The sequence below is a fragment of the Mucilaginibacter galii genome, from assembly GCF_014635825.1.
GTDB lineage: Bacteria > Bacteroidota > Bacteroidia > Sphingobacteriales > Sphingobacteriaceae > Mucilaginibacter > Mucilaginibacter galii.
Map to the genome: position 1 here is coordinate 17,056 of NZ_BMDO01000006.1, position 20,975 is coordinate 38,030.

Here is a 20,975-nt window from a genome sequence, read left to right on the forward strand (position 1 = left end):
GTTATAGGAGAAGCAGGTAAGGTAGAATAAACCAGGTCATTAAAAAGCCGCCAAGCATAAAGCAGCACGTAGCTACCAGTGACGGCCACTGCAGGGAAGAAATGCCCATGATGGCGTGTCCTGAGGTGCAGCCACCTGCGTATCGGGTGCCAAAGCCCACCAGAAAGCCGCCCAGGACCGTAAAAATGAATCCCCGCAGCGTGAGGAGTTGACTGAAACTAAAGATGTCCTTTGGCAGCATTCCACTGAAATCTCTTACGCCATGGGCCTGCAGCAAGGCTGCGGTTTTCGGGTTAATGGCTACCGGCCCGGGACTGGATAAGTAGTAAGTGGCCACAAATCCGCCCAGGATAATGCCGGCCATAAAAAACAAGTTCCAGCTTTCTTTCTTCCAGTCATAATTGAAAAAGGGTATCCCTGCAGGCAGGCAGGCGGCACAAATGTGCCGGAGTGAGGAAGAAATACCAAAGGTTTTGTTACCCAACAAGAGCAAGGCCGGTACGACCAGGCCGATCAGCGGCCCTGCGATATACCAGGGCCAGGGTTGTTGAATGTATTCGATCATATATTTATTTGATTTAATTTGAGGATAGTGGTGATCAAAATAAAGGTACCCATACCTAAAACGAACCAGCCGAAAGCAGGCTTCAATTTCTCATTGGCGAGGTACCTGCTGAGATAGGTTCCCACAAGGATACCTGCGATAGCGAACGCTGAAAATTTACTCAGAAAGTGGTAATTCAGCCCGCTTTGCCTGGTCAGATCACCAAGGAAGCCCGAAAGGGAGCTGATCGTCATGATAGATAGTGACGTACCGACCGCCTTTTTCATACTTAGCCCGGCCAGAAACACCAGTGACGGAATGATCAGAAAGCCGCCGCCAACACCTACAAAACCGGTTATCAAGCCAACAAGTAAGCTTTGCAGGATGAGCTTGGCATAACCAGGCTCTTTTTTCTGTGTATGGAACTGCTCAGGTCTGCCCTTGATCATCGAATAGGAGGCGGTCAGCATCAGTGCACCAAAAGTGAGCATTAGCAACACCGGTTTTGAAAGTTCGAAGGACCCAACATGGAACAAATGCTGTGGTATGGCCGGCATGACCCACTTTCGCATGATAAATACAGCGATCAGGGAGGGCAGGCCAAAAATCAGGGTGATCGTCAAGTCAACGTTGCCTTTGCGATAGTGGCTAAATGTGCCTGTCAAACTGGTGATACCAACTATAAATAGAGAATAACTGCCAGCCACCAATGCGTCCATCCCGAAGAGGTAGACCAGTATGGGTACGGTGAGAATCGAGCCGCCGCCGCCGATCAAACCCAGAGAAAGTCCGATTAAAACTGATGCTGAATATCCTATTAGTTCCACGTTGTTTAAGATTGTGAAACAAAGGTAGGCTGGTTAACAACCGTTAAACGGTGACTTATGTTACAGAGCGGAAATAAGGCTCACTTTATTTCTGGATAAGGTGACCATTTGCCGTTTTTCCATCTGCTTTAGCAAGCGGGAGATCACTTCCCGGGTCGTACCCAATTCCTCGGCTAATTGCTGATGGGTGATCGTGATGTCCTTTGAACCATAAATGGCCGACTTCTTTTTCAGCAGTTCGACGATCCGGTCATCCAGCTTTTGGAAAGCTACGGCATTGATGACAGACAAAAGTTCTTCAAAACGCCGGTGATAGAGTTTAAATATGAAATCAGCCCATTCAGGATATTGCTTGACCCATTCATTGGCTTTGACAATAGGCAGCATCAGGACCTCGGCATCTTCTTCTACAACTGCCCGGACTTTGCTCGTATCGTCATGTATACCGGCCAGAAAAGACATAATGCAGCTTTCACCGGGTTTAATATAATAAAGCAGGATCTCTTTACCGTCTTCATCCTCGCGAATGACACGAATACTGCCAGACAGGACAATAGGCAACGAGCGGATGTAACTGTTTGATTGTACCAATACCGTTTCAGCCGGCAGATTCCTTCGCTGGCTATGGGCAGTTACTTCATTTGCTAGTGTTGTACCGAAGAGTTGCATTTACGAAGATAGGAACATAGTAAACAACGTCTTGTTATCTTAATGACACAACTTTTAAATGTATCAAGTTATGTTATTTAGATCTAATTATGCCTACCAATGAAGGAAAATCCTTTAATAACTCTTCGTACTTTTAAACAGGTGCAGAAGTGGTCAAGAAATTCCGACTTCATACTAGACAATATTACTGACTTGTGATTTGATCAATAGACTTTCGACAGTGTTCTTTTGTGAGGCGATAAATTGCATAGCTACCCGGTATCATAGGCAGGATGGCCGTATACATGCCTGCAAAATAAAACCGCCCTGTTGTCTTGTAATAGTAATTTGGCATGTTCTCAATCATCGTTCCTTTGATGTCCTGACTAATAGTGCTGGCTATTGCCGGGTCGATACCGGGGCGAATCAACGGAAAAATAAAATGCGTGAATTCGGCTATACCGGGACCAATAAAAATAAACCAGGCAACAAAGCCCGCAAGCGGTATTTGCCTATAAAGGCCATACGTGGTCAGGGTATATAAAGCAGGGCCTACAAGGGCAAAGATCATCAGGAAACTGCGCTCGCTCCATGGAATGGCAAACAAGCGGCTCATGGCCGGGCCGAAGCCGGTTAAGTATTCTTCGGTAATATGAATTTGCAACGCGGCAACGGTAAATATAAAAAGCGGTAAGATCAGGGAGGGTCTAACAGGATTGTGCAGGTAAGTAAAATACCAGAAAATAAAGGCGGTAATGGCGGATCCCCCGACAATGATGACGGGTGGCCATCCGATTTTCTGGTAACCGATTATTGGTGACAAAGTGCAGAACAATGCGGCTATAATTAAGCTGAATGTACGACTGAGTTTTGATGGGGGCATAATTTGAAGATGAGCTGCAAATCTTCAAACAATAGATGATGTAATTTTTAACAAATGATAAATAATCACTTTTTAGCTCTGATACGGCTCAGTGATACCTGTGTAATCCCCAGATAGCTGGCCAGATCACCTAAGCTTATTCGGTTAACTAACTGGCCGTTCAATGCTAAAAAGTGAGCGTACCGTTCCCCTGCATTTTCTTCCAGCATCTCGCTGACGCGCTCCATCATATTCATGGAAGCTTGCGTGACTAATTTTCGTAAAGCGCGTTCGGCGCTGTGATTTTCATTGCAAAGCCTGTCCAAATCTGTTTTGGATATGCAGGCAACGGTAGTTTGCTCAAGTGCGAGTACATCATAAGCCGAAGGTGACTGCTTAAAATAGCTGTCAATAACCGTTACAATGCCGTTTTCGGCAAAGAAACGCATAATGAATTCCCTCGTCTCATTTGTGAAACAAATTTTGACAAGACCTTCTTGAATAAAAAAAATATAACGGCATACTTGACCCTTTTTGAGCAAGTACTCGCCTTTTTTGAACTTCTTCAGTTTAAGGTAACGTTGAATCTCCTGATTTGCGGTCTCATTCAGTTCGGCAAGTAGGTTAAAATTGGTGTACATGTCGTGTAGGTATTATTAGAGGAGATTCACTGTATGATTTTACTTACATGGCTTGCGTCGGTTAACCCGAACTCAGCGGCGATCTGTTTAAGGCTATAATTACCGCTATCCAGCCTTTGGTGAATAATCTTTTTGCGATAGTTACTTATGTAATCCCTCAGTGTAATGCCTGTATTTCTTTTAAAATAGGGCCCAATATAGTCTGGTGTCGTATTGAAATGCGATGCCATAACCCGGGACTTAAGCTTGGCGGGGTTATAAATATGTTTATGCACATAACAAAAAACGGCTTGCATGTCTTTGCTGCGATGTGCTGCTACCTTTAACTCCGGCATGTTGCGTTGTAACAATGCGGCCAGCGCCAGTACCTGAAGCCAGATCAATTGCTCGTTGGAAAGGAGGTCTTGTTTTAAAGATAGTATTACATTAATGACCGATTCAGCAGTGAGCTGATCGGCTTCGTTTAAATGAAAACCGGCTAAATGTGTTTCCCGGCTTTTAATCAAATATTCCAGTTGCTGCAAACCAAAGGACGAACCGGAGTTGACCTGATGGATATAGGCATCTGTGAATTTTATAAATATAAATTGGGTACGCTCCGCGATTTCAAAGAAATGTTCCTCATCAGGGCCTACCAGGAAAATTGCTGAGCCATTATAAGTAATCTCATTCCCGTTGATATGGTGTACACCGCTTCCCTGCCGGATCATGATGAGCTCAAAATGATTGTGTTTATGAACCGGATGCTGCCAGACAGCTGCCTCAAATTCCGAGATCGCCAAAGGCTGAAACTGTTTGTAACGCTTCATGTCGGAAATATACAACTATATAGTGTTGTTTTACAGAAAATCCGCCTGGCTATAGCTCAACTTTGCTCCTGTTGATCTTGATCAACGCTTTACGAAATTAATTAAATACATTCCCATGAACACAACAACCGTTAACACCGCGCTCGTAGTGGGTGCCAATGGTGTCATTGGCACTAATCTTATTCATTATCTTTCATCCTTACCCGGCTGGGATATTATCGGGCTGTCGCGCCGAGGTGGCCAAAACACAGATGCAGTCAGGTATATTGCAGTTGACGTGCTCAATCCTGAAAGTTGCCGGTCACAACTGCAATCGCTTACAGCCGTCACCCATATTTTTTATGCTGCGTACCAGGACCGGCCGACCTGGGCCGAACTGGTGCCGCCGAACCTGGCAATGCTGGTCAATGTGGTGGAAACGATTGAACCTATCGCTCCAAAACTTCAGCATATCAGTTTAATGCAGGGCTACAAGGTATATGGTGCGCATCTTGGTCCGTTTAAAACGCCTGCTAAGGAAAGTGATGGAGGTCATATGCCGCCGGAGTTTAATGTTGACCAACAGGACTTTCTGGAAAAGCGGCAAAAAGGTAAAGCATGGAACTGGTCTGCTATCCGCCCGTCGGTTGTTGCCGGTACGGCGTTGGGTAACCCGATGAACCTGGTTATGGTGATCGCCATTTATGCGTCGATGTCCAAAGAACTCGGCTTGCCTTTGCGTTTCCCCGGCAAACCGGGTGCATATGATAAATTACTCGAAATGACGGACGCGGGCTTACTGGCCAAAGCAACCATCTGGGCGGCTACAAACGAGCAATGTGCTAACCAGGCCTTCAATATTACGAATGGTGACTTGTTCCGATGGAACGACTTGTGGCCTAAGATAGCCAGCTATTTCGGGATGGAAACCGCAGCGCCCTTGTCTATGTCTTTAACAACTGTAATGGCCGACAAGGAACCTTTATGGAAAAGCATACAGGAGCAATACGGATTAGCACAGCATACCTATCAAGAGCTTTCCTCCTGGCCATTCGGTGATGCAGTTTTCAGTTGGGATTATGATTTCTTTGCCGATGGAACGAAAGCTCGGCGGTTAGGCTTTCATGAGTTTATTGATACCGAGCAAATGTTTTATGGCCTATTCGATGAACTGAAAGCAAAAAGAGTAATTCCTAATTAGCGGAGCCTTGTTTAGATAAGCAAATAAGAAGCCTTTACAATACTATAAAGGCTTCTTATTTTGTTAGCTTAATAAGTAAGCTTTTGTCCCTGCCAGCCTGTGGTGCGAAGGAATTGTTCCCAGCTCAGGCTACCCGGGTTTATCTGACGGCTCCAAAACAGGTTACGATCCTTTTTAAAGTAACCATACTCAACAGCGTACTCGGCCATACCCAAAATCTCTTGTACTAATAAGTCATTCGAGCTAAAATCTGGGAAATGAAGAAGGAAATCTTCCCGTGTGTATGCGGAACTGTATACCGCTTTTTTGCCGGTGACCCGAACGAAAGTATCGACCATTTCCTGAGGCGAGATCATCTCGCCGATGACCGGCAAGGCTTTACCTGCATACTGATCTGGATGGGAAAATATCTCCAGCACTGCCGGCCCGGTAGCGGTAAGAGGATCAACAAATGGGGCACGAAAATCCTTTGGTAAATAAATTGGAAATACCAGCGTATCACCTTCCATTTTAGGCGTATAAAACTCCAGCAAATTTGTGTAAAAGAAGGCCATATAGATAAACGAACTTTTGATGGGAAGTGTACGGATGTATTGTTCGATCCGCGCCTTATCTGTAAAATGAGGTGCAAACTTCTTCCCACCAGTAATTTCGTCGACGTTTTCCAAGCTGCTGAATACAAGGTATTGTACTCCCGCTTCAACTGCGGCATCCGCAAGCTGCCTACCTAGTTCCGTCTCGTACAAGAGTGGCGGGGCAATGCCCGGCGTCATCAAAAAAACGCCGTGTGAGCCACGGAATGCTTCTACGTAATCTTTATGGTACCCTAAATCCAATGGTAAGTTCACCAATTCAGCGCCTTGTTCCACAAAATTACGCGCCTCTGGTGAATCAAGCCGGCGAGTAATACCGCGAACGCGATAACGTCCGCTTTGTAATAACGTACGCGCAGCGCTTTGCCCCTGCTTGCCTAATACGCCGACGATTGTAATAAGTGGTTTGTCATTTTGTGTGCTATCCTTCAGTTTATTGATGTCATGTACCATGTTTGATTTATCTATATAATTGAACTATAAAAAGTATAGTTGCAAACGTATTGATAGCTTGATATATTTGCAATAACTATCCATTTGGATAGCTTGATTAAACATAGCTATGCGCATAGAATGTCAAAATGATTTTATAAAAGTCAACCAAAAAGTGTATCCCTGTACCGTGAGTGTTGCTATGGACCTCATTGGCGGTAAGTGGAAAGCGGTTATTCTTTACCACTTAAAAGATGCCAATAAACGCTATAGTGAGCTTAACCGGGAAATGCGTAGCGTTACTGAACGCACACTCAGTTTGCAATTGAAGCAATTGGAGGAAGATGGTTTAATTTCCAGACAGGTATATGGCGACAAGCCGCCGATCAAGGTGGTGTACAGCTTAACCGACTTTGGTAAGTCCTGCAGACCCCTACTTGATGCAATTTTGGGTTGGGGCAATGAGGTTGCCGCACAAAAAGGCGAATTTGTTGGTCACCCCTTTTTAGACTAGTGTTTTACATGTAAAGGTTCTACCTCCTTCCGTGTGAAGGAATTTCCATGGTTTTTTAACATAAGTATTCTTACTATGATTTTCATAAGTGTTTAGCAAGATAAGGTGCCGTCCTGCTATGTTTACTTTTAACGATGTCTGCAGGTATTCCTTCTGCAACGATATTACCGCCAGCTTCCCCCGCTCCCGGCCCGATGTCGATTACCCAGTCGCTGGCAGCGATGACGTCCATATCGTGTTCAACCAATATTACCGTATTTCCGGCATCAACCAGCCGGTTTAGTTGAAGGAGCAAACGCTCCACGTCGGACGGGTGTAGACCGGTGGTAGGCTCGTCCAATATGTAAAGCGTTTGGCCGTTTTGGGCACGTTGCAATTCGGTCGCCAGCTTAATACGCTGCGCCTCGCCGCCGCTTAGTTCGGTAGCGGGCTGTCCCAGCCGCAAATACCCTAAACCTACCTCGCGCACCACTTCCAAAGCACGGCTAATAGCCGGTTCCTCATCAAAAAAGCTGGCTGCCTCATCAACCGTGAGCCCCAATACCTCTGCAATGTTCTTATCCTTATACCGCACCTCCAATGTTTTGGGATTGTAACGGGTACCACCGCAAGTTGGACAAGGCGTGTAAACACTTGGTAAGAACAGCAGTTCCACCATAACCATCCCTTCTCCTTCACAATGCGGGCAGCGGCCTTTTGCCACGTTAAAAGAAAATTGTCCGGCGTCAAACTTACGGGTTTTGGCCATCTGCGTAGCTGCGAACAGCTTGCGTACATGGTCGAACAAACCTGTATAAGTGGCCAGGTTTGAACGCGGTGTGCGGCCAATAGGTTTTTGATCTACCACCACCAGTCGTTTAATGCTTTTCATTCCGCTAACGATCTTACCGCCCAGCGTCTGCACTTCCGATTGCTCCAGCGGGTCCTCATCCTTATCAGCAGTAATATCGACTTGTAACCCTAACTGTTCTGCTGCCAGTTCCACCAGTACCTGGCTAACCAGACTACTTTTACCGGAACCTGATACACCGGTCACACTGGTTAACACACCTAACGGAAAGGATGCGGTTAACTCTGAAAGATTATTCCGGGTAATCCCTTCCAGCTTCAACCAGTCTTTAGGTGTTCTTGGTTCGTTACTATTGCTAACCACATTATCGTAAACATATTGGCGGGTTAATGATTCCTTTATGTTGCGCAAGCCTTCCGGTAAACCACTGTACAAGATATGCCCTCCTTTTTCACCTGCAGCCGGACCAACATCCACAATCCAGTCGGCATGGCGAATCACATCTATTTCGTGCTCTACCACAAATAAGGAATTGCCTGCAGCTTTCAATTTATCCAGTGCCCGCAATAGCGCCTCGGTATCCGCCGGATGCAAGCCTGCCGAGGGCTCGTCCAACACATAGACCACCCCAAACAGGTTAGAGCGGACTTGTGTAGCCAGCCGCAGGCGCTGTAGTTCGCCGGGAGATAAGGTTGGCGTGCTTCTTTCAACGGTGAGGTATCCTAAGCCCAAATCCAGCATAACCTGCAACCGTGCAACAAAGTCTTCGGCTATGCGCTTGGCTACCTCAACTTTTTCGGGGTAAGCCGTTTCTATCTTTTTTAATGCAGTTGCTTCGCCGGTGGCATAGGGTGCAAATATCGTTGCCAGCTTATTCAGTGCAAGCCGGGACAATTCGGCAATATCATAACCCGCAAACTTTACCGACAAAGATTCCTGCCGGAGGCGCTTACCTTTACAGAGCGGGCATTCGCTGCTGATCATATATTGTGAAACGCGCTTTTTCATTAATGCGCTTTGAGAGTTGGCAAACGTATGCCGCACATAGCGGCGCGCACCGGTAAAGGTGCCCATATAATCGGGCTGGCGTTTGTTCTTGATAAAATTTTTAATTTCCTCGTGCGAATAGCCCGAATAGACCGGTACCACAGGCTGTTCTTCGGTGAATAAGATCCAGTCCCTGTCTTTTTTAGGCAAGTCTTTCCAGGGCACATCAATGTTGTAACCCATTGTGGTCAATATATCGCGCTGGTTTTGCCCTTGCCAGGCCGATGGCCATGCAGCGATCGCTTTTTCACGGATAGTAAGCGTATCATCGGGAACCATCGTTTTTTCCGTGATCTCGTAAACGCGGCCTAAACCATGGCATTCTGTACAGGCACCTTCGGGCGTGTTGGGTGAGAAAGATTCGGCGTAAATGATGCCTTGTCCCTTGGGGTAATCGCCGGCACGGGAATAAAGCATGCGCAATAAATTAGACAAGGTGGTTACGCTGCCCACAGAGGAGCGGGTGCTTACCGCGCCTCGTTGCTGCTGTAAGGCCACCGCCGGCGGCAGACCTTCAATTTCATCCACTTCCGGGATGGCCATTTGATTGAACAAACGCCGGGCATAGGGCGAAACCGATTCCAGGTAGCGCCGCTGCGCCTCTGCGTATAAGGTACCGAAAGCCAGCGAGGATTTCCCTGAACCGGAAATGCCTGTAAATACCACCAATGCATTGCGCGGAATGTCCAGGTTTACATTTTTGAGGTTGTGCTCACGTGCGCCGCGTACTTTCACAAACCCTGTAAATTCCGTATCAGATTTAGCCATGGATTTTAAACGGGAAAAGGCAGCCTAAGTTTGAAGGTAAATTCAAGAATGAAATTTTTTGAAGCCACTCTTCAATTAACTTTCCTGAAATTGATAATCAATTAGCACGCTATACACCTACTGGCGGAAATTATCATACAGACCGGAGGCATCATGTTGTTTAACAACAGTTAGTCTGAGGATGTTTACTCTTGCTTCTTTCGGTTTTTAGGTTTCGGAGAAGCTCCGTTAATTATTACATCCCTCCAGAATCGTCTAGTTTACTTTTTTAAATGCTCACGTACCGCATCGGCGGACGTACCTACCGTGTTAACAGCCGCAACTAATTCTTCTTCGCTTACACCGAGCTGCTGGATCCAATACTCAACCTCGTAATTTTCATGATGTTGATCCTGTCCCGGTCCGGGCTTCCAATGTTTTGTTTACTGTCCATTGTAATGTTTATTTTGATTTGATTGCGAAATTGATTCCGCTAATGTCTTCGCAGCCTTTGAGAAAGCGCTCCTGGGTTCCTTCATCTGACGCACCACTTAAAAAATTCTTTTCCCGCTGATGATAAAAATACCTTCCACTCACTTTTGTGGCAACATCTTCACTAACTGCCAGCCAGGATTGTGTCTCGGCACCTTTTTGTAAGTTATCAGGGGCATTGGGTCCACCCATCTTGGTGGCTACCCAGCCGGGTTCAACCGCGTTAGACAAGACATCAGGCCAATGGCGGGCAACAGCCAGCGATAGGATCAGGTCATGCAATTTAGAATCGGCATAAGCCGCATACCCGCTCCACCTGCGCTCTTTCCAAGTTAGGTCCTTGAGACTGACATCTCCTTGCGTATGCAGACCGGAACTCATATACACCAGCCGTTGTGGCTGTTTGATGAGGCAGGTCAGGACATAAGGCGCCAGGCTGTTCACTGCAAAGACGGATGGCAGACCGTCCGGTGTATTGCCACGTCCCTGCTCTTGGTAGCCCAAGGCAGCATTATGTATGACCGCATCAAATGCGCCTAATGCATTGACGTCTCCAGCAAGCTTTTTCATTTCCGCGATGACTGACAGGTCTGCACTTAATACCGTTTCTGCTCCTGGAACTGCCGCCATCGCTTCCCGGCCACGTTTTTCATTGCGGGCGTGCAGCACGACCCCATGGCCCTGCCCTACCAGTATTTTGGCTGCCATCTGTCCTAGTCCGTCGGCTGAGCCGGTAATGAATATTCTTGCCATAAAAAGATTAACAATTTGGAGCGCTGAGAGTTCGCATTTCCCCCCTTAAAATTCATGGTGAATTCACAAACGTTTACCATCTTGCAGCATAATTAGCTTATGAGAAAATATTCATTTTTATCCGGCGGCATCCTTTTGGCCGCTTTAGGTTTGGTCTCTTGGGGATTTAAAGGGCACCGCGCTGTAGCCACCATTGCACAACACCATCTGACTTCCAACATTGCTTATACCGTTTCGGCTTACCTGAAGGGGGAACAGATGGAAGGAGTAAGTACCTGGGCCGATGAAAACCGTGATCCCAAAACAGCACCCTGGCACTATATTAACTTACCGCTAGGCCTTTCGCGGGACGCCTTTGTCAAAGCGGTACAGGAAAGCGATAACAACGTGTATTCCGCCATACTCAAAATGGAATCGACGTTAAAAGATGTGAACGCGTCTGCGGATGCTAAGAATGAGGCGTTAAAATACCTCATCCATTTAGTTGGTGATGCGCATCAGCCGATGCACGTGAGCCGGAAGGAAGACAAGGGTGGCAACACGATCCAGCTGCGCTTTGACAATAAAGGAACTAATCTGCACAGCTTGTGGGATAGTAAACTGATCGACCACGAAGGATTAAGTCAGGAAGAGATCGTGAAGACTTATGATACGGCCACACCGGCTGAGATTAAAAAATGGGAAGCGGACAGCCCGATCGAATGGCTGTGGGAAAGCTACCAGATCACCACTGAACTATATGCGAATGCCAAACCGGGCCAAAACATTGACGAGATCTATTACCAGAAATATATACCGGTGATCCGCAAGCGGATTGACCAGGCTGGTATCCGCCTGGCTGGGGAACTGAACCGGGTTTTGGCCGGTCAGAAAATAACTGCCGTTAAAGCTCCTGCCCCTCCTACCCCGGCTGTAACAGCTATAACGACAACCGTCAAACTGGAGGAAGTCAAAAATTATACAGGCAAGACTGTAACCGTTAGCGGCAAGGCGTTCAGCAGTCGGGATATCGGCAGTATGGTTTTGGTCAATTTAGGTGCAGCCTATCCCAACCAGTTACTCACGTTGGCGCTAAAGGGAGAGGCCAAGGCATTAGGTAGCAGCATTGAGGGTAAAGAGGTGACGATCACCGGTCAGGTCATCGATTATAAAGGCAAGCCGGAGATCATTATTACCGATCCGGCATTATTGATTGTTAAGTAACCACCTAAAGCAGCAAGTAAAGTCCCAACTATTATTTCAAATTAAAAGCTATCGGGCTGACCGATGCCTGGTAGCTTTTGATCTAACTGTGCCCAAACCGAACTTGATCAACAATTCATTTTCAGAAATTAGCAATTGCTCGCCTATTTCAAACCTTAGGTATTGCCTTTGTCAGTTTTCATCAGTTAAAGTAGTCCTTCATAGAGAATTAGGTTCTTAACTACTCTGGCCAAGATAAGGCGCGAGCTGATCAATTTTGGTGAAAGAACGGATACGCGCTAATCTATTTGCATTCGCGTCATAATAAACCTCCACATAGAAATTTTCCAGGCTGTAACACTGGATCCAAAGGCCGGCTTCCCTCCGGTCACCCAGAAAGGTCCCTTTCCAGACTGCTGCATACTGCTCAGCTTCGTTCATATTCAGGAAATCGTAATGGGTGATCATCATTGCAAAATAGGAATTATTTGACAACACGAAAAGTCAAGTTCACCCTTGCCTGCATCGTCCTGGCGGATTTAGCGATCCGATGCTCCCAGTTTTCCTGTAAGCCCGCTTTCATTAACAAAAAGGAACCATGTTCCAGCTTTACTGAGTAATGTTCTTTATGGTTGTGTTTGTTACGTATGTCAAAACTCCGTACCTGACCAAAGGAAACCGATGCAATCACTGGATTCCTGCCCAATATCTCTTCCTTATCGCTATGCCAGGCCACTGAGTCATTACCGTCCCGGTAATAATTCAGCAGCACACTATTGAATTGAACCCCGGCCATAGGTTCGACCAGTTCTTTGATCATCAGCAGTTCGCGTGTCCACCTCAAAGGAATGGTCTTCTTTAATGACTGGTAGTCGTACGCATCCGGATCACCGTACCAGGCGGTCAGGCGTGGCGTGACCACTTCTTTGGTATACATCATTCTTACCTGTTGTTTCCAGGGTGTCTCTTCAATGAATTTTTCCAGAAATTGCCGGCCGATGAACGGCTCGATCAGTTTCGGGATGTACTCCAGGTATTTTGTTGGCAATCCCTTACTTTGCCCGGCTTCCGCAAATAACGCTAGTTGTTCCATCTTTTTACTTTTTCAAATGCGCTTTGGCTTTTGGGTATTGATCCGTTTCGTACCAGGCCATTACCGGCCGGTCTGCCGGAAAGCCAAACTCTGCACGGTAAGCTTTTCGCTCTTTAGTAAAATCCCACCAGCGTTTGCTTTCGTCTTTATGCTCAATATAATGAACCAAAAGCCGGTAAGAATCTTCCACACACGGATCAGCCCAGCAACCGCAATGCTTTTCATAGGCATCGAATAACTCAACCGCACCTTTGCCTTTCAATTGCTCCAGTGCATAGTACCCCTGGGCAATCAGTTCCTTCGCAAAACCGATCCCAAGCGACGGGATACGCTGAAATTCAGCGAGCGCCGATAATTCTCGGGCACGTTCCGGCGAAGCCTTCAATAACGTCGAGATCTCATCCGGTGCATAGTCACGCAGCGCTTTCAAGCTTATCTTGCGTTCCTTCAGTTGTTGTTTTTCAACAGCAGTCAGCTCCAATTCAATATTCTTTTTCATAGAGGCCTCTGATCAGATTATCCATTTCCTTATAATTTCCACTGATTGATCCGGCTATGTGTTCCTGCTCATCAATGTTTAGTGCCGTACCATCATAGATCCAGTTACCATCAGCATCGAACAAAATGCGTCCGACATCGCGTTCCTGCAAAGCATCATAAAGCTGATAGCCGTCGCCCTGATCCGGAAAAATGCGGACCCATCTTTCAGCGCTTGTTTTGGCAGTTACTGTCTTCTCCTCGAACAACTTACTTTTCATTAAAACAAATGTGGAGAAAAAATTGTAAAAAAGCATATAAAAATACTAAAAATATTAGCATAGATTTGTGGTTCCAAAAATCTGACAGGCATGGTACCATTTAATTTAGAATTCGAATTTAAGGAAGGTCAGGTAATCGGCACTGCCGAACAGCTGGATCAATTGACTGATACAGTAGGCTTTATGCGTTATCAGATTGTTGCCGGTGAACGGCGGTCAGTCATCTGTATGAACATGGAAGAGGAGCCGCCGACGCCCGTAACTGTCCCCGATGCGGAAAATCAGTATGAAGCTATTCATTACCCCGAACAGTTGTCAGATTTCGATGAAGATGAAGTTTTTACCCCCGAAGAGGTCGGCGCGATCGCAGCAACAATCAAAGCATACAATAGCAGCCGTGCGTTGAAATTTGACCAGATGCATTTCGACTTTTAAAAATGGCAACCATGAAAGCAACCAAAGAAGAGATCGTCAGCAAGCTCCGGCAGGATATGCTCCGCTGGGAAGGTTTCCGCCCACCAAAGCCCGGCGCTGACAACGACCTGGGGCTGGGCCCTGTAGCGGCCGCTTTTCCCGATGGTGTATTCCCGACCGGTGCCATTCATGAGTTTATCAGCAGCAAACCGGAAAGTACGGCAGCTACCGGCGGTTTTATCGCGGGATTGGTTCAGAAGTTATTGCTCAGCGGCGGTGCCTGTTTGTGGATCAGTTATACACGGCGGCTCTATCCGCCTGCGCTCAAACTGTTTGGTGTTGACCCTGACCGGGTAATTTTTATTGATGTGCCTTTGCAGAAAGATGTGCTTTGGGTGACTGAGGAGGCCTTGAAATGTGAAGGAGTGGCCACGGTGATCTGCGAAACCAAAGACCTGAGCTTTATGGAATCGCAGCGTTTACAGTTGGCAGTGGAGAAAAGCCATGTGACCGGTTTCGTGCTGAGAAAGGATGTGAAGAAGGTGAACACGACCGCCTGTATAACGCGCTGGCAAATCAGCCCGGTGCGTAGCCAGCTCCGAACCGGCATGCCCGGCGTCGGGCATCCACGCTGGCAGGTAGAACTGGTAAAAGTCCGGAACGGCAAGCCTGGTAACTGGATCATCGAATGGAAAAAGCAAAGTTTCCAGACCATTATCGCACCTCGAATCATTGAACCGGCCCGCCGTTATGCCTAAGCGTTTTGCATCCATATGGTTCCGGCGTCTGCTTACCGATCAGAAAGCGATCCGCCAGCCTGAGCTGAAAGGGAAGGCTTATGTCTTTGCCGAACCGGATCATGGCAGAATGCTTATCACCGCGTTAACGGATGAAGCCCGAAAATTTGGGGTCACGGAAGGAATGACCGTGGCAGATGCAAGGATCATAGCCCCTGACCTGCAGGTCTTTGACGGCATACCAGGTCGCAACCTGAAATTGCTGACCGGCCTGGCAGAATGGTGTTTGCGATATACGCCATACGTCCAGCTGGATCCACCGGACGGTTTACTGCTGGATGTGACGGGCTGCACCCATCTGAAAGGAGGCGAAAAAGCGTATTTACAGGAGATCGTGTCCCGGTTGAAAGCGGCCGGTTATCATATCCGTCCCGCGATTGCCGATACCATCGGTTCCGCCTGGGGCGTCGCCCGCTTTGCGACCTCCGGTCTCATTGTACCAGAAGGTGCGCACCGGAATGCACTGATGCCTCTCCCCCCTTCCGCGTTGCGGTTGCCTGCTGACCTGCTGATCAAACTACGCAACCTGGGTCTGCACCAGATCAGCAGTTTCATCTACATGCCCGATTCGGTATTGCGCCGCCGCTTTGGCAAGAACATGGTCTTGCGTTTAAAACAGGCACTTGGCCAGGAAGCGGAATATTTGTTCCCGCTCAAAGAACCCGTTCCTTATACCGAACAGCTGGCTTGCCTGGAACCCATCAAGACAAGGCCCGCCATCGAGATCGCATTGAACGACCTGCTCGAAAGATTATGTAAACGGCTTTATGGCGAAGGCCTTGGCCTGCGTTCGGTTTTGTTCTCCTGGTACCGGATCGATGGGAAGAACGGTAACATTAAGATCGGGACCAACCATTCCAGTAACCGGGTGCCCCACCTGTTCAAACTGTTTTTCATCAAGATGGACACGGTTGCCCCCGGAATGGGTATTGAATTATTTGTTCTGGATGCGCTCAAAACAGAACCTGTGAGCGACAAACAAAGTGAGATCTGGACATTGAAGGGTGGCGCAGATAACGAAGAAGTGGCGGAGCTGCTTGACCGGGTCGCGGGACGGATCGGGAGTGCTTACATTCAACGTTACCTGCCCGGCGAACATTACTGGCCGGAACGCACACCGAAACCTGATCCGGATATTAAAAAAGCACCCGAAAGCGAATGGCGAACGGACAAACCGCGGCCGATGCAAATACTTGATCAGCCGGAACCAATAGAGACAATGGCCCTGACACCGGATTATGCGCCCAAACTATTTATCTGGAAAGGAGAGCAACATCTCATCGTCGGTGCCGATGGACCTGAACGCATTGAGCGCGAGTGGTGGGATGATCCGGGCGAGCACCGGGATTACTATATCGTCGAAGACGAGGCCGGAAGCCGTTACTGGCTTTTCCGTTCCGGGCACTACAACGCAGAGAATAATCAGCACTGGTACTTACATGGCTTTTTCGCATGAGCTACGTCGAACTACAGCTGACCAGCAATTTCAGCTTCCGGCGTGGCGGCAGCCATCCGGAGGAGCTCGTCGACCAGGCGGCCGACCTGGGCTATGATGCCATCGGAATTACCGACCGCAATACTTTTGCCGGTGTCGTCCGTGCTTACCAGGTGGCTAAAGACCGCAACATCCGGCTGCTCCCTGGTGTGCGTCTGGACCTGCTCGATGGCCCCAGCCTGCTGGCCTATCCCACCGATAAGGAAGCCTATGGCCGGCTTTCAGCCTTACTGACGCTCGGCAACCTACGTGCGGAAAAAGAAAAATGCTTTATCTCCAAAAAGGATGTTTACCAGCACGCGGAAGGCAGCTATTTTATCATCATGCCGCCTGATAAGCTTACACAGGACTTTGAATTCGAGTTCGTTTTTCAAACGCATGTACGCGATTACCAGCAGTACCTGCCTAACCTGTATATAGCCGCTACCAAATACTATACCGGTGATGATGCCAAGCGCCTTTTCTTACTCGCGGAACTGGGCGTACCACTTGTTGCGACGAACGATGTGCATTACCATGATGTGTCCAGGCGTGAACTGCAGGATATTCTGACCTGCATCCGGGAGAAGTGCACCATTTTCAATGCTGGCTATAAACTGCACCAGAATGCCGAGCGGCATCTTAAAGAGCGAGTGGAAATGGAGCGTTTATTCCGTAACTATCCGGAAGCGATCGCTAATTCACAGGTTATTGCGGATGCCTGCCGATTCGACCTGAAATCGCTGAAATACAAATACCCCAGTGAACTCACGACAGAAGGCCGCACGCCTCAGCAGCAACTGGAATACCTGACTTGGAAAGGTGCTAACAACTTTTATGAGAACAATGTACCACCTAAGGTCAAAAAAGCAATCGAAGATGAACTGGAGATCATTGCAGAACTGGATGTTCCAGACTATTTTCTCACGGTAGAAGATTATGTGACGTGGGCACGCGGACAAGGGATCCTCTGCCAGGGCCGTGGATCAGCCGCTAATTCCGCCGTGTGTTTTGTACTGGGCATTACCTCGGTTGCCCCGGATAAATCTAACCTGTTATTTGCCCGCTTCCTTTCCAAAGAACGCAACGAACCGCCGGACATCGATGTCGACTTCGAACACGAGCGGCGCGAAGAGGTGATCCAATATGTTTACAACCGCTTTGGCCGCGACCGCGCAGCAATCCTGCCGACGGTTTTTATGCTGCATTATAAAGGGGCGGTCAATGACGTTTCCCGTGCCATGGGACTATCGGTAGATACTACTAAAACACTATCCGATGCTTTCGGCGAGCTTTCTGATGAAGAAATAACCGCTGAGCAGGTCAGTAAATTGGGCCTTAATCCCAAAGACCCGCACCTGTTGAAAGTAATCGAACTGACTTCGCAGCTGATCGGCTTCCCCAGGCAGTTGGGCCAGCATACCGGGGGCTTTGTCATTACCGACGGCAAGCTTAGCGACCTGTGCCCGATCTTCCATGCCCGGATGGAGAACCGCACGAATATCGAATGGAACAAAGATGATATCGATGCGCTTGGTTTCATGAAAGTGGATGTTTTAGGTTTAGGGATGCTCACCTGTATTCGCAAGGCTTTCGACCTGGTGAAGAGCCATTATGGTGAAACACTTACCCTGGCTAACATCCCGCAGGATGACCCGAAGGTTTACGAGATGATCACAGAAGCCGATACGCTCGGCGTTTTTCAGATCGAGAGCAGAGCCCAAATGTCCATGCTGCCCAGAATGAAGCCCAGCTGTTTTTATGATTTGGTGATCGAGGTAGCTATTGTCCGGCCGGGACCGATCCAAGGCGACATGGTGCACCCCTATATCCGGCGAAGGAATGGTGAGGAAGCCGTAGAATATCCATCCGAAGAGATCCGTTCAATTTTGGAACGGACACTGGGCGTGCCTTTGTTCCAGGAACAGGCGATGGAACTGGCTATAGTGGCTGCCGGGTTTACGCCGGGCGAGGCTGACCTGCTGCGCCGTACCATGGCGACCTTTAAGTTCAATGGCATGGTCAGCAAGTTCGAGCACAAATTGATCAGCGGCATGACCTCGCGCGGCTACAGCGAGGAGTATGCCCGCCGTATTTTCAGGCAGCTGGAAGGATTCGGGAGTTACGGTTTCCCGGAAAGCCATGCCGCCAGTTTTGCGCTCCTCGTCTATGTATCCTGCTGGCTGAAATTCTACTACCCGGATGTATTTGCTACGGCCTTGCTGAACAGTCAGCCGATGGGATTCTACCGGCCGGCACAGATCGTACGGAATGCCGAGGAACATGGTGTTAAAATGCTGCCGATCGATGTGAACCGATCGCAATGGGATAATACGTTGGAAACTAAACAAGGCCGATATTTTGCCATACGCCGGGGCTTCCGGGAAATCACCGGCATTCGCCAGGAGGAAATGGAAAAACTGATCGCCTGCCGGGTTAAGCCATATACCGAACCACACCAGCTTTGTGATGCCGGTGTGAGCGTAGCGACTATGGAAATACTGGCGAATGCCGATACTTTCCGCTCGATGGACCTGGACCGCAGGCGTGCACTCTGGGAAGTTACCGCCCTGCATGACCGGCCTGTACAATTAATGAAGGGGCAGCCGTCTGAAAGCTTGCATGAGCCTGAGGTCTGTTTACCCGAGTTAAGGCTCTCCGAACAGGTGGTGCAGGATTATGCAACGACTGGTCTTTCGATCAAGGGTCACCCATTGACCTTTATCCGGCATACACTTGAACTGCTGCGCATAGTTCCAGCACAGGAAATTATACAGGCCGAGAATAAAACGACAATTAAAACGGCTGGACTGATCCTGATCCGGCAACGACCAGGGACGGCTAAGGGCGTATGCTTTATCACCCTGGAAGATGAGACCGGGACGACCAACCTGGTGGTTTTTCCCAAGATCTTTGATCAGTATCGTAAAGAGATCCTTCGTGCGCGCCTGTTGATGGTCGAGGGTGTTGTGGAACGGACGGAGGTGACGCATATCATCGTGCGCAGAATATTTGACGTGACCAAACTACTGGGCGATCTGACCGCTGTTCGCAATGAACAGCAACCGGTGCTCACCTTATCCAGGGCAGATGAAAAAGCCGCACCTTTTATTCCAATGGATAAGCCGCTAAAGACGCAGCAGCCTGAGGACAATTTCCATAAAGGAAGAAATTTCAAATAAATTAACTGAACAGATCACCCTGCTTGTTTATCCTGGGCGGGTAATAAGCTGGGATTGTTTCTCCAGCCAGAACCATTTCCTCCTTTTGATCGGACAATTGCTCCAGTTCCATAGGCCAATGATTAAATTTCAGTTCTTCTGTATCGATGAAAGCGGTATCGATCGGTGCCAGTTCAGGATAATCCAAAGGTGTAGCTTCCAACGTCGTCCGGTAATTACGGTCAACCGTACAAAAGTCCAGCAGCCTGGAAGGGATCTGTGTCCTGGCAATCTGAGAGAGACGTTCTTCACTTGGTTTCTCCATGAGCCATTCCCAGGCCAGTTCATCGGTTAAAATGGCCGGCATGCGTTTTTTGGAATTGTGGATCTGCGACATTACCTGATTGGAATCCGTAATACCGAATGCTACGGTTATCACGAATTGGCTGGTTTCCGGATCCAGCCACTCGTTATAAAGCCCTGGCAAGTAGAAATATTCCTGGCCTTTTAAACTGATTTGGTAGGGATATTTGATCATTTCCTTGAGCTCCTGCCCTTTCTTGCCAATTTTGGGGACATGACGTGATTCTACGATACCGGTTGATAACACGAGGCAACGGCGGTTCTTAGCCGCATCAGCCCACATCGAGCGATCGCCATTTTCTTTCACGAATAGGTTTTCCGACTTGAAATTGAGTGTGGTATATTTAGCACGAAAGATATTGGCTTCGGTCCGGGTCTTCACAAAGCCGGGTACATAACCCCATTCGGCCTGTACGATGTCGAAGTCCTTTCCGTTAGCTGAGGGAATCAAAATCGCGCAGGGCGCGTAATTGAAACCATTATGTACGCCAACGTTCAGAAAGTTATATCTCTTGATCGCTTTCTCTATGCCTTTTAACCGAATAGATTCGGCGCGGGTAACTTTTTGTCCGTTGTAGTAGCACATAACTGGTTCCTCCTGTATTCACGAATATAAGCAGCAATAACCTTGCCTGCAAGTTCCGCTTCTTCCTGGCGTCCTTCGGGAACCGATGTCCAGAACTTTTCGCCGTCCTTGTTCTCCGCAATAGTAATATTTAACGGCTGTTTACTTCCGGGTTGAACGACATGAAAAATCTTAGCGGATTTGATCAGGTGAACGCTTACGTTTACCATCCGGCCGTTCAACTCAACCTCGAATAAATTAGGATCATCCATGAATGCAATACTACTAA

Annotated in this window: 22 protein-coding genes and 1 pseudogene; 7 read left to right on the forward strand and 16 right to left on the reverse strand. The window is 48.0% G+C overall.

Annotation, left to right across the window (positions count from 1 at the left end; all coding sequences use genetic code 11):
* Position 1: 1 nt before the first annotated feature.
* The 6 genes from IEV61_RS11530 to IEV61_RS11555 all read right to left on the reverse strand — a co-directional run bounded on the left by IEV61_RS11530 (position 2) and on the right by IEV61_RS11555 (position 4,331).
* Positions 2–565 (reverse strand): YeeE/YedE family protein, encoded by a 564-nt coding sequence (locus tag IEV61_RS11530; RefSeq protein WP_188416789.1) that lies wholly within the window; start codon positions 563–565, stop codon positions 2–4.
* The gene (locus tag IEV61_RS11535) at positions 562–1,371 is read right to left on the reverse strand and encodes a sulfite exporter TauE/SafE family protein (protein ID WP_188416792.1); all 810 of its coding nucleotides are present in this window, start codon (positions 1,369–1,371) and stop codon (positions 562–564) included. The genes IEV61_RS11530 and IEV61_RS11535 overlap by 4 nt, the downstream gene beginning before the upstream one ends.
* Positions 1,372–1,431: 60 nt before the next feature.
* A complete protein-coding gene (locus tag IEV61_RS11540) occupies positions 1,432–2,040 on the reverse strand; it encodes a Crp/Fnr family transcriptional regulator (RefSeq protein ID WP_188416794.1) in 609 nt (202 codons plus the stop codon).
* A 184-nt stretch (positions 2,041–2,224) separates the two neighbouring features.
* Positions 2,225–2,842 (reverse strand): hypothetical protein, encoded by a 618-nt coding sequence (locus IEV61_RS11545; protein WP_229747111.1) that lies wholly within the window; start codon positions 2,840–2,842, stop codon positions 2,225–2,227.
* A gap of 125 nt (positions 2,843–2,967) precedes the next feature.
* Positions 2,968–3,522, reverse strand: a complete 555-nt coding sequence (locus tag IEV61_RS11550) for a Crp/Fnr family transcriptional regulator (protein ID WP_188416797.1) — start codon at positions 3,520–3,522, stop codon at positions 2,968–2,970.
* Between the two features lie 26 nt (positions 3,523–3,548).
* Positions 3,549–4,331, reverse strand: a complete 783-nt coding sequence (locus tag IEV61_RS11555) for a helix-turn-helix domain-containing protein (RefSeq protein ID WP_188416799.1) — start codon at positions 4,329–4,331, stop codon at positions 3,549–3,551.
* A gap of 115 nt (positions 4,332–4,446) precedes the next feature.
* Here IEV61_RS11555 and IEV61_RS11560 point away from each other — a divergent pair, with 115 nt between their 5' ends.
* Complete coding sequence (locus IEV61_RS11560; protein WP_188416801.1) at positions 4,447–5,511, forward strand: SDR family oxidoreductase; 1,065 nt, start codon at positions 4,447–4,449, stop codon at positions 5,509–5,511.
* 68 nt (positions 5,512–5,579) lie between these two features.
* On the opposite strand, the gene IEV61_RS11565 is transcribed toward IEV61_RS11560, so the two are convergent.
* Positions 5,580–6,557: an NmrA/HSCARG family protein gene (locus tag IEV61_RS11565; RefSeq protein ID WP_188416803.1), complete on the reverse strand. Its 978-nt coding sequence runs from the start codon at positions 6,555–6,557 to the stop codon at positions 5,580–5,582.
* A 109-nt stretch (positions 6,558–6,666) separates the two neighbouring features.
* On the opposite strand from IEV61_RS11565, the gene IEV61_RS11570 reads away from it, so the two are divergent.
* Positions 6,667–7,050 (forward strand): winged helix-turn-helix transcriptional regulator, encoded by a 384-nt coding sequence (locus IEV61_RS11570; RefSeq protein WP_188416805.1) that lies wholly within the window; start codon positions 6,667–6,669, stop codon positions 7,048–7,050.
* An 82-nt stretch (positions 7,051–7,132) separates the two neighbouring features.
* Here IEV61_RS11570 and uvrA read toward each other — a convergent pair whose 3' ends face one another.
* From uvrA to IEV61_RS11585, 3 genes and pseudogenes are all read right to left on the reverse strand, one after another.
* The gene (gene uvrA, locus IEV61_RS11575; RefSeq protein WP_188416807.1) at positions 7,133–9,655 is read right to left on the reverse strand and encodes an excinuclease ABC subunit UvrA; all 2,523 of its coding nucleotides are present in this window, start codon (positions 9,653–9,655) and stop codon (positions 7,133–7,135) included.
* 260 nt (positions 9,656–9,915) lie between these two features.
* Positions 9,916–10,026: pseudogene (locus IEV61_RS20780) on the reverse strand (DUF3606 domain-containing protein); the annotation flags it as partial.
* A 70-nt stretch (positions 10,027–10,096) separates the two neighbouring features.
* A complete protein-coding gene (locus tag IEV61_RS11585) occupies positions 10,097–10,879 on the reverse strand; it encodes an SDR family oxidoreductase (RefSeq protein ID WP_188416809.1) in 783 nt (260 codons plus the stop codon).
* 99 nt (positions 10,880–10,978) lie between these two features.
* On the opposite strand from IEV61_RS11585, the gene IEV61_RS11590 reads away from it, so the two are divergent.
* Positions 10,979–12,082 carry a S1/P1 nuclease gene (locus tag IEV61_RS11590; RefSeq protein ID WP_188416811.1) on the forward strand — a complete coding sequence of 368 codons (1,104 nt, stop codon included), beginning with the start codon at positions 10,979–10,981 and terminating at the stop codon, positions 12,080–12,082.
* 216 nt (positions 12,083–12,298) lie between these two features.
* On the opposite strand, the gene IEV61_RS11595 is transcribed toward IEV61_RS11590, so the two are convergent.
* The 4 genes from IEV61_RS11595 to IEV61_RS11610 are packed head-to-tail and all read right to left on the reverse strand — an operon-like array spanning position 12,299 to position 13,912.
* Positions 12,299–12,532: a hypothetical protein gene (locus IEV61_RS11595; RefSeq protein ID WP_188416813.1), complete on the reverse strand. Its 234-nt coding sequence runs from the start codon at positions 12,530–12,532 to the stop codon at positions 12,299–12,301.
* A gap of 13 nt (positions 12,533–12,545) precedes the next feature.
* A complete protein-coding gene (locus IEV61_RS11600) occupies positions 12,546–13,154 on the reverse strand; it encodes an alpha-ketoglutarate-dependent dioxygenase AlkB family protein (RefSeq protein ID WP_188416815.1) in 609 nt (202 codons plus the stop codon).
* Between the two features lie 4 nt (positions 13,155–13,158).
* Positions 13,159–13,653 (reverse strand): helix-hairpin-helix domain-containing protein, encoded by a 495-nt coding sequence (locus IEV61_RS11605; protein WP_188416818.1) that lies wholly within the window; start codon positions 13,651–13,653, stop codon positions 13,159–13,161.
* Positions 13,637–13,912 carry a hypothetical protein gene (locus tag IEV61_RS11610; RefSeq protein ID WP_188416820.1) on the reverse strand — a complete coding sequence of 92 codons (276 nt, stop codon included), beginning with the start codon at positions 13,910–13,912 and terminating at the stop codon, positions 13,637–13,639. Before IEV61_RS11610 ends, IEV61_RS11605 begins: the two co-directional genes overlap by 17 nt.
* 90 nt (positions 13,913–14,002) lie before the next feature.
* Here IEV61_RS11610 and IEV61_RS11615 point away from each other — a divergent pair, with 90 nt between their 5' ends.
* From IEV61_RS11615 to IEV61_RS11630, 4 genes are read left to right on the forward strand one after another with little or no spacing between them, the layout of a single operon-like run.
* Entirely contained in the window at positions 14,003–14,347 is a 345-nt protein-coding gene (locus IEV61_RS11615; RefSeq protein ID WP_188416822.1) for a hypothetical protein, read from the forward strand.
* A gap of 11 nt (positions 14,348–14,358) precedes the next feature.
* A complete protein-coding gene (locus IEV61_RS11620) occupies positions 14,359–15,084 on the forward strand; it encodes an ImuA family protein (RefSeq protein WP_188416824.1) in 726 nt (241 codons plus the stop codon).
* Positions 15,077–16,579, forward strand: coding sequence for a Y-family DNA polymerase (locus IEV61_RS11625; RefSeq protein WP_188416826.1), 1,503 nt, complete (start codon positions 15,077–15,079; stop codon positions 16,577–16,579). The genes IEV61_RS11620 and IEV61_RS11625 overlap by 8 nt, the downstream gene beginning before the upstream one ends.
* Positions 16,576–19,779 (forward strand): error-prone DNA polymerase, encoded by a 3,204-nt coding sequence (locus IEV61_RS11630; protein ID WP_188416827.1) that lies wholly within the window; start codon positions 16,576–16,578, stop codon positions 19,777–19,779. Before IEV61_RS11625 ends, IEV61_RS11630 begins: the two co-directional genes overlap by 4 nt.
* Position 19,780: 1 nt before the next feature.
* Here IEV61_RS11630 and IEV61_RS11635 read toward each other — a convergent pair whose 3' ends face one another.
* Complete coding sequence (locus tag IEV61_RS11635) at positions 19,781–20,707, reverse strand: SOS response-associated peptidase (protein WP_188416829.1); 927 nt, start codon at positions 20,705–20,707, stop codon at positions 19,781–19,783.
* Positions 20,656–20,958, reverse strand: coding sequence for a hypothetical protein (locus IEV61_RS11640; RefSeq protein WP_188416831.1), 303 nt, complete (start codon positions 20,956–20,958; stop codon positions 20,656–20,658). Before IEV61_RS11640 ends, IEV61_RS11635 begins: the two co-directional genes overlap by 52 nt.
* Positions 20,959–20,975: the final 17 nt, after the last annotated feature.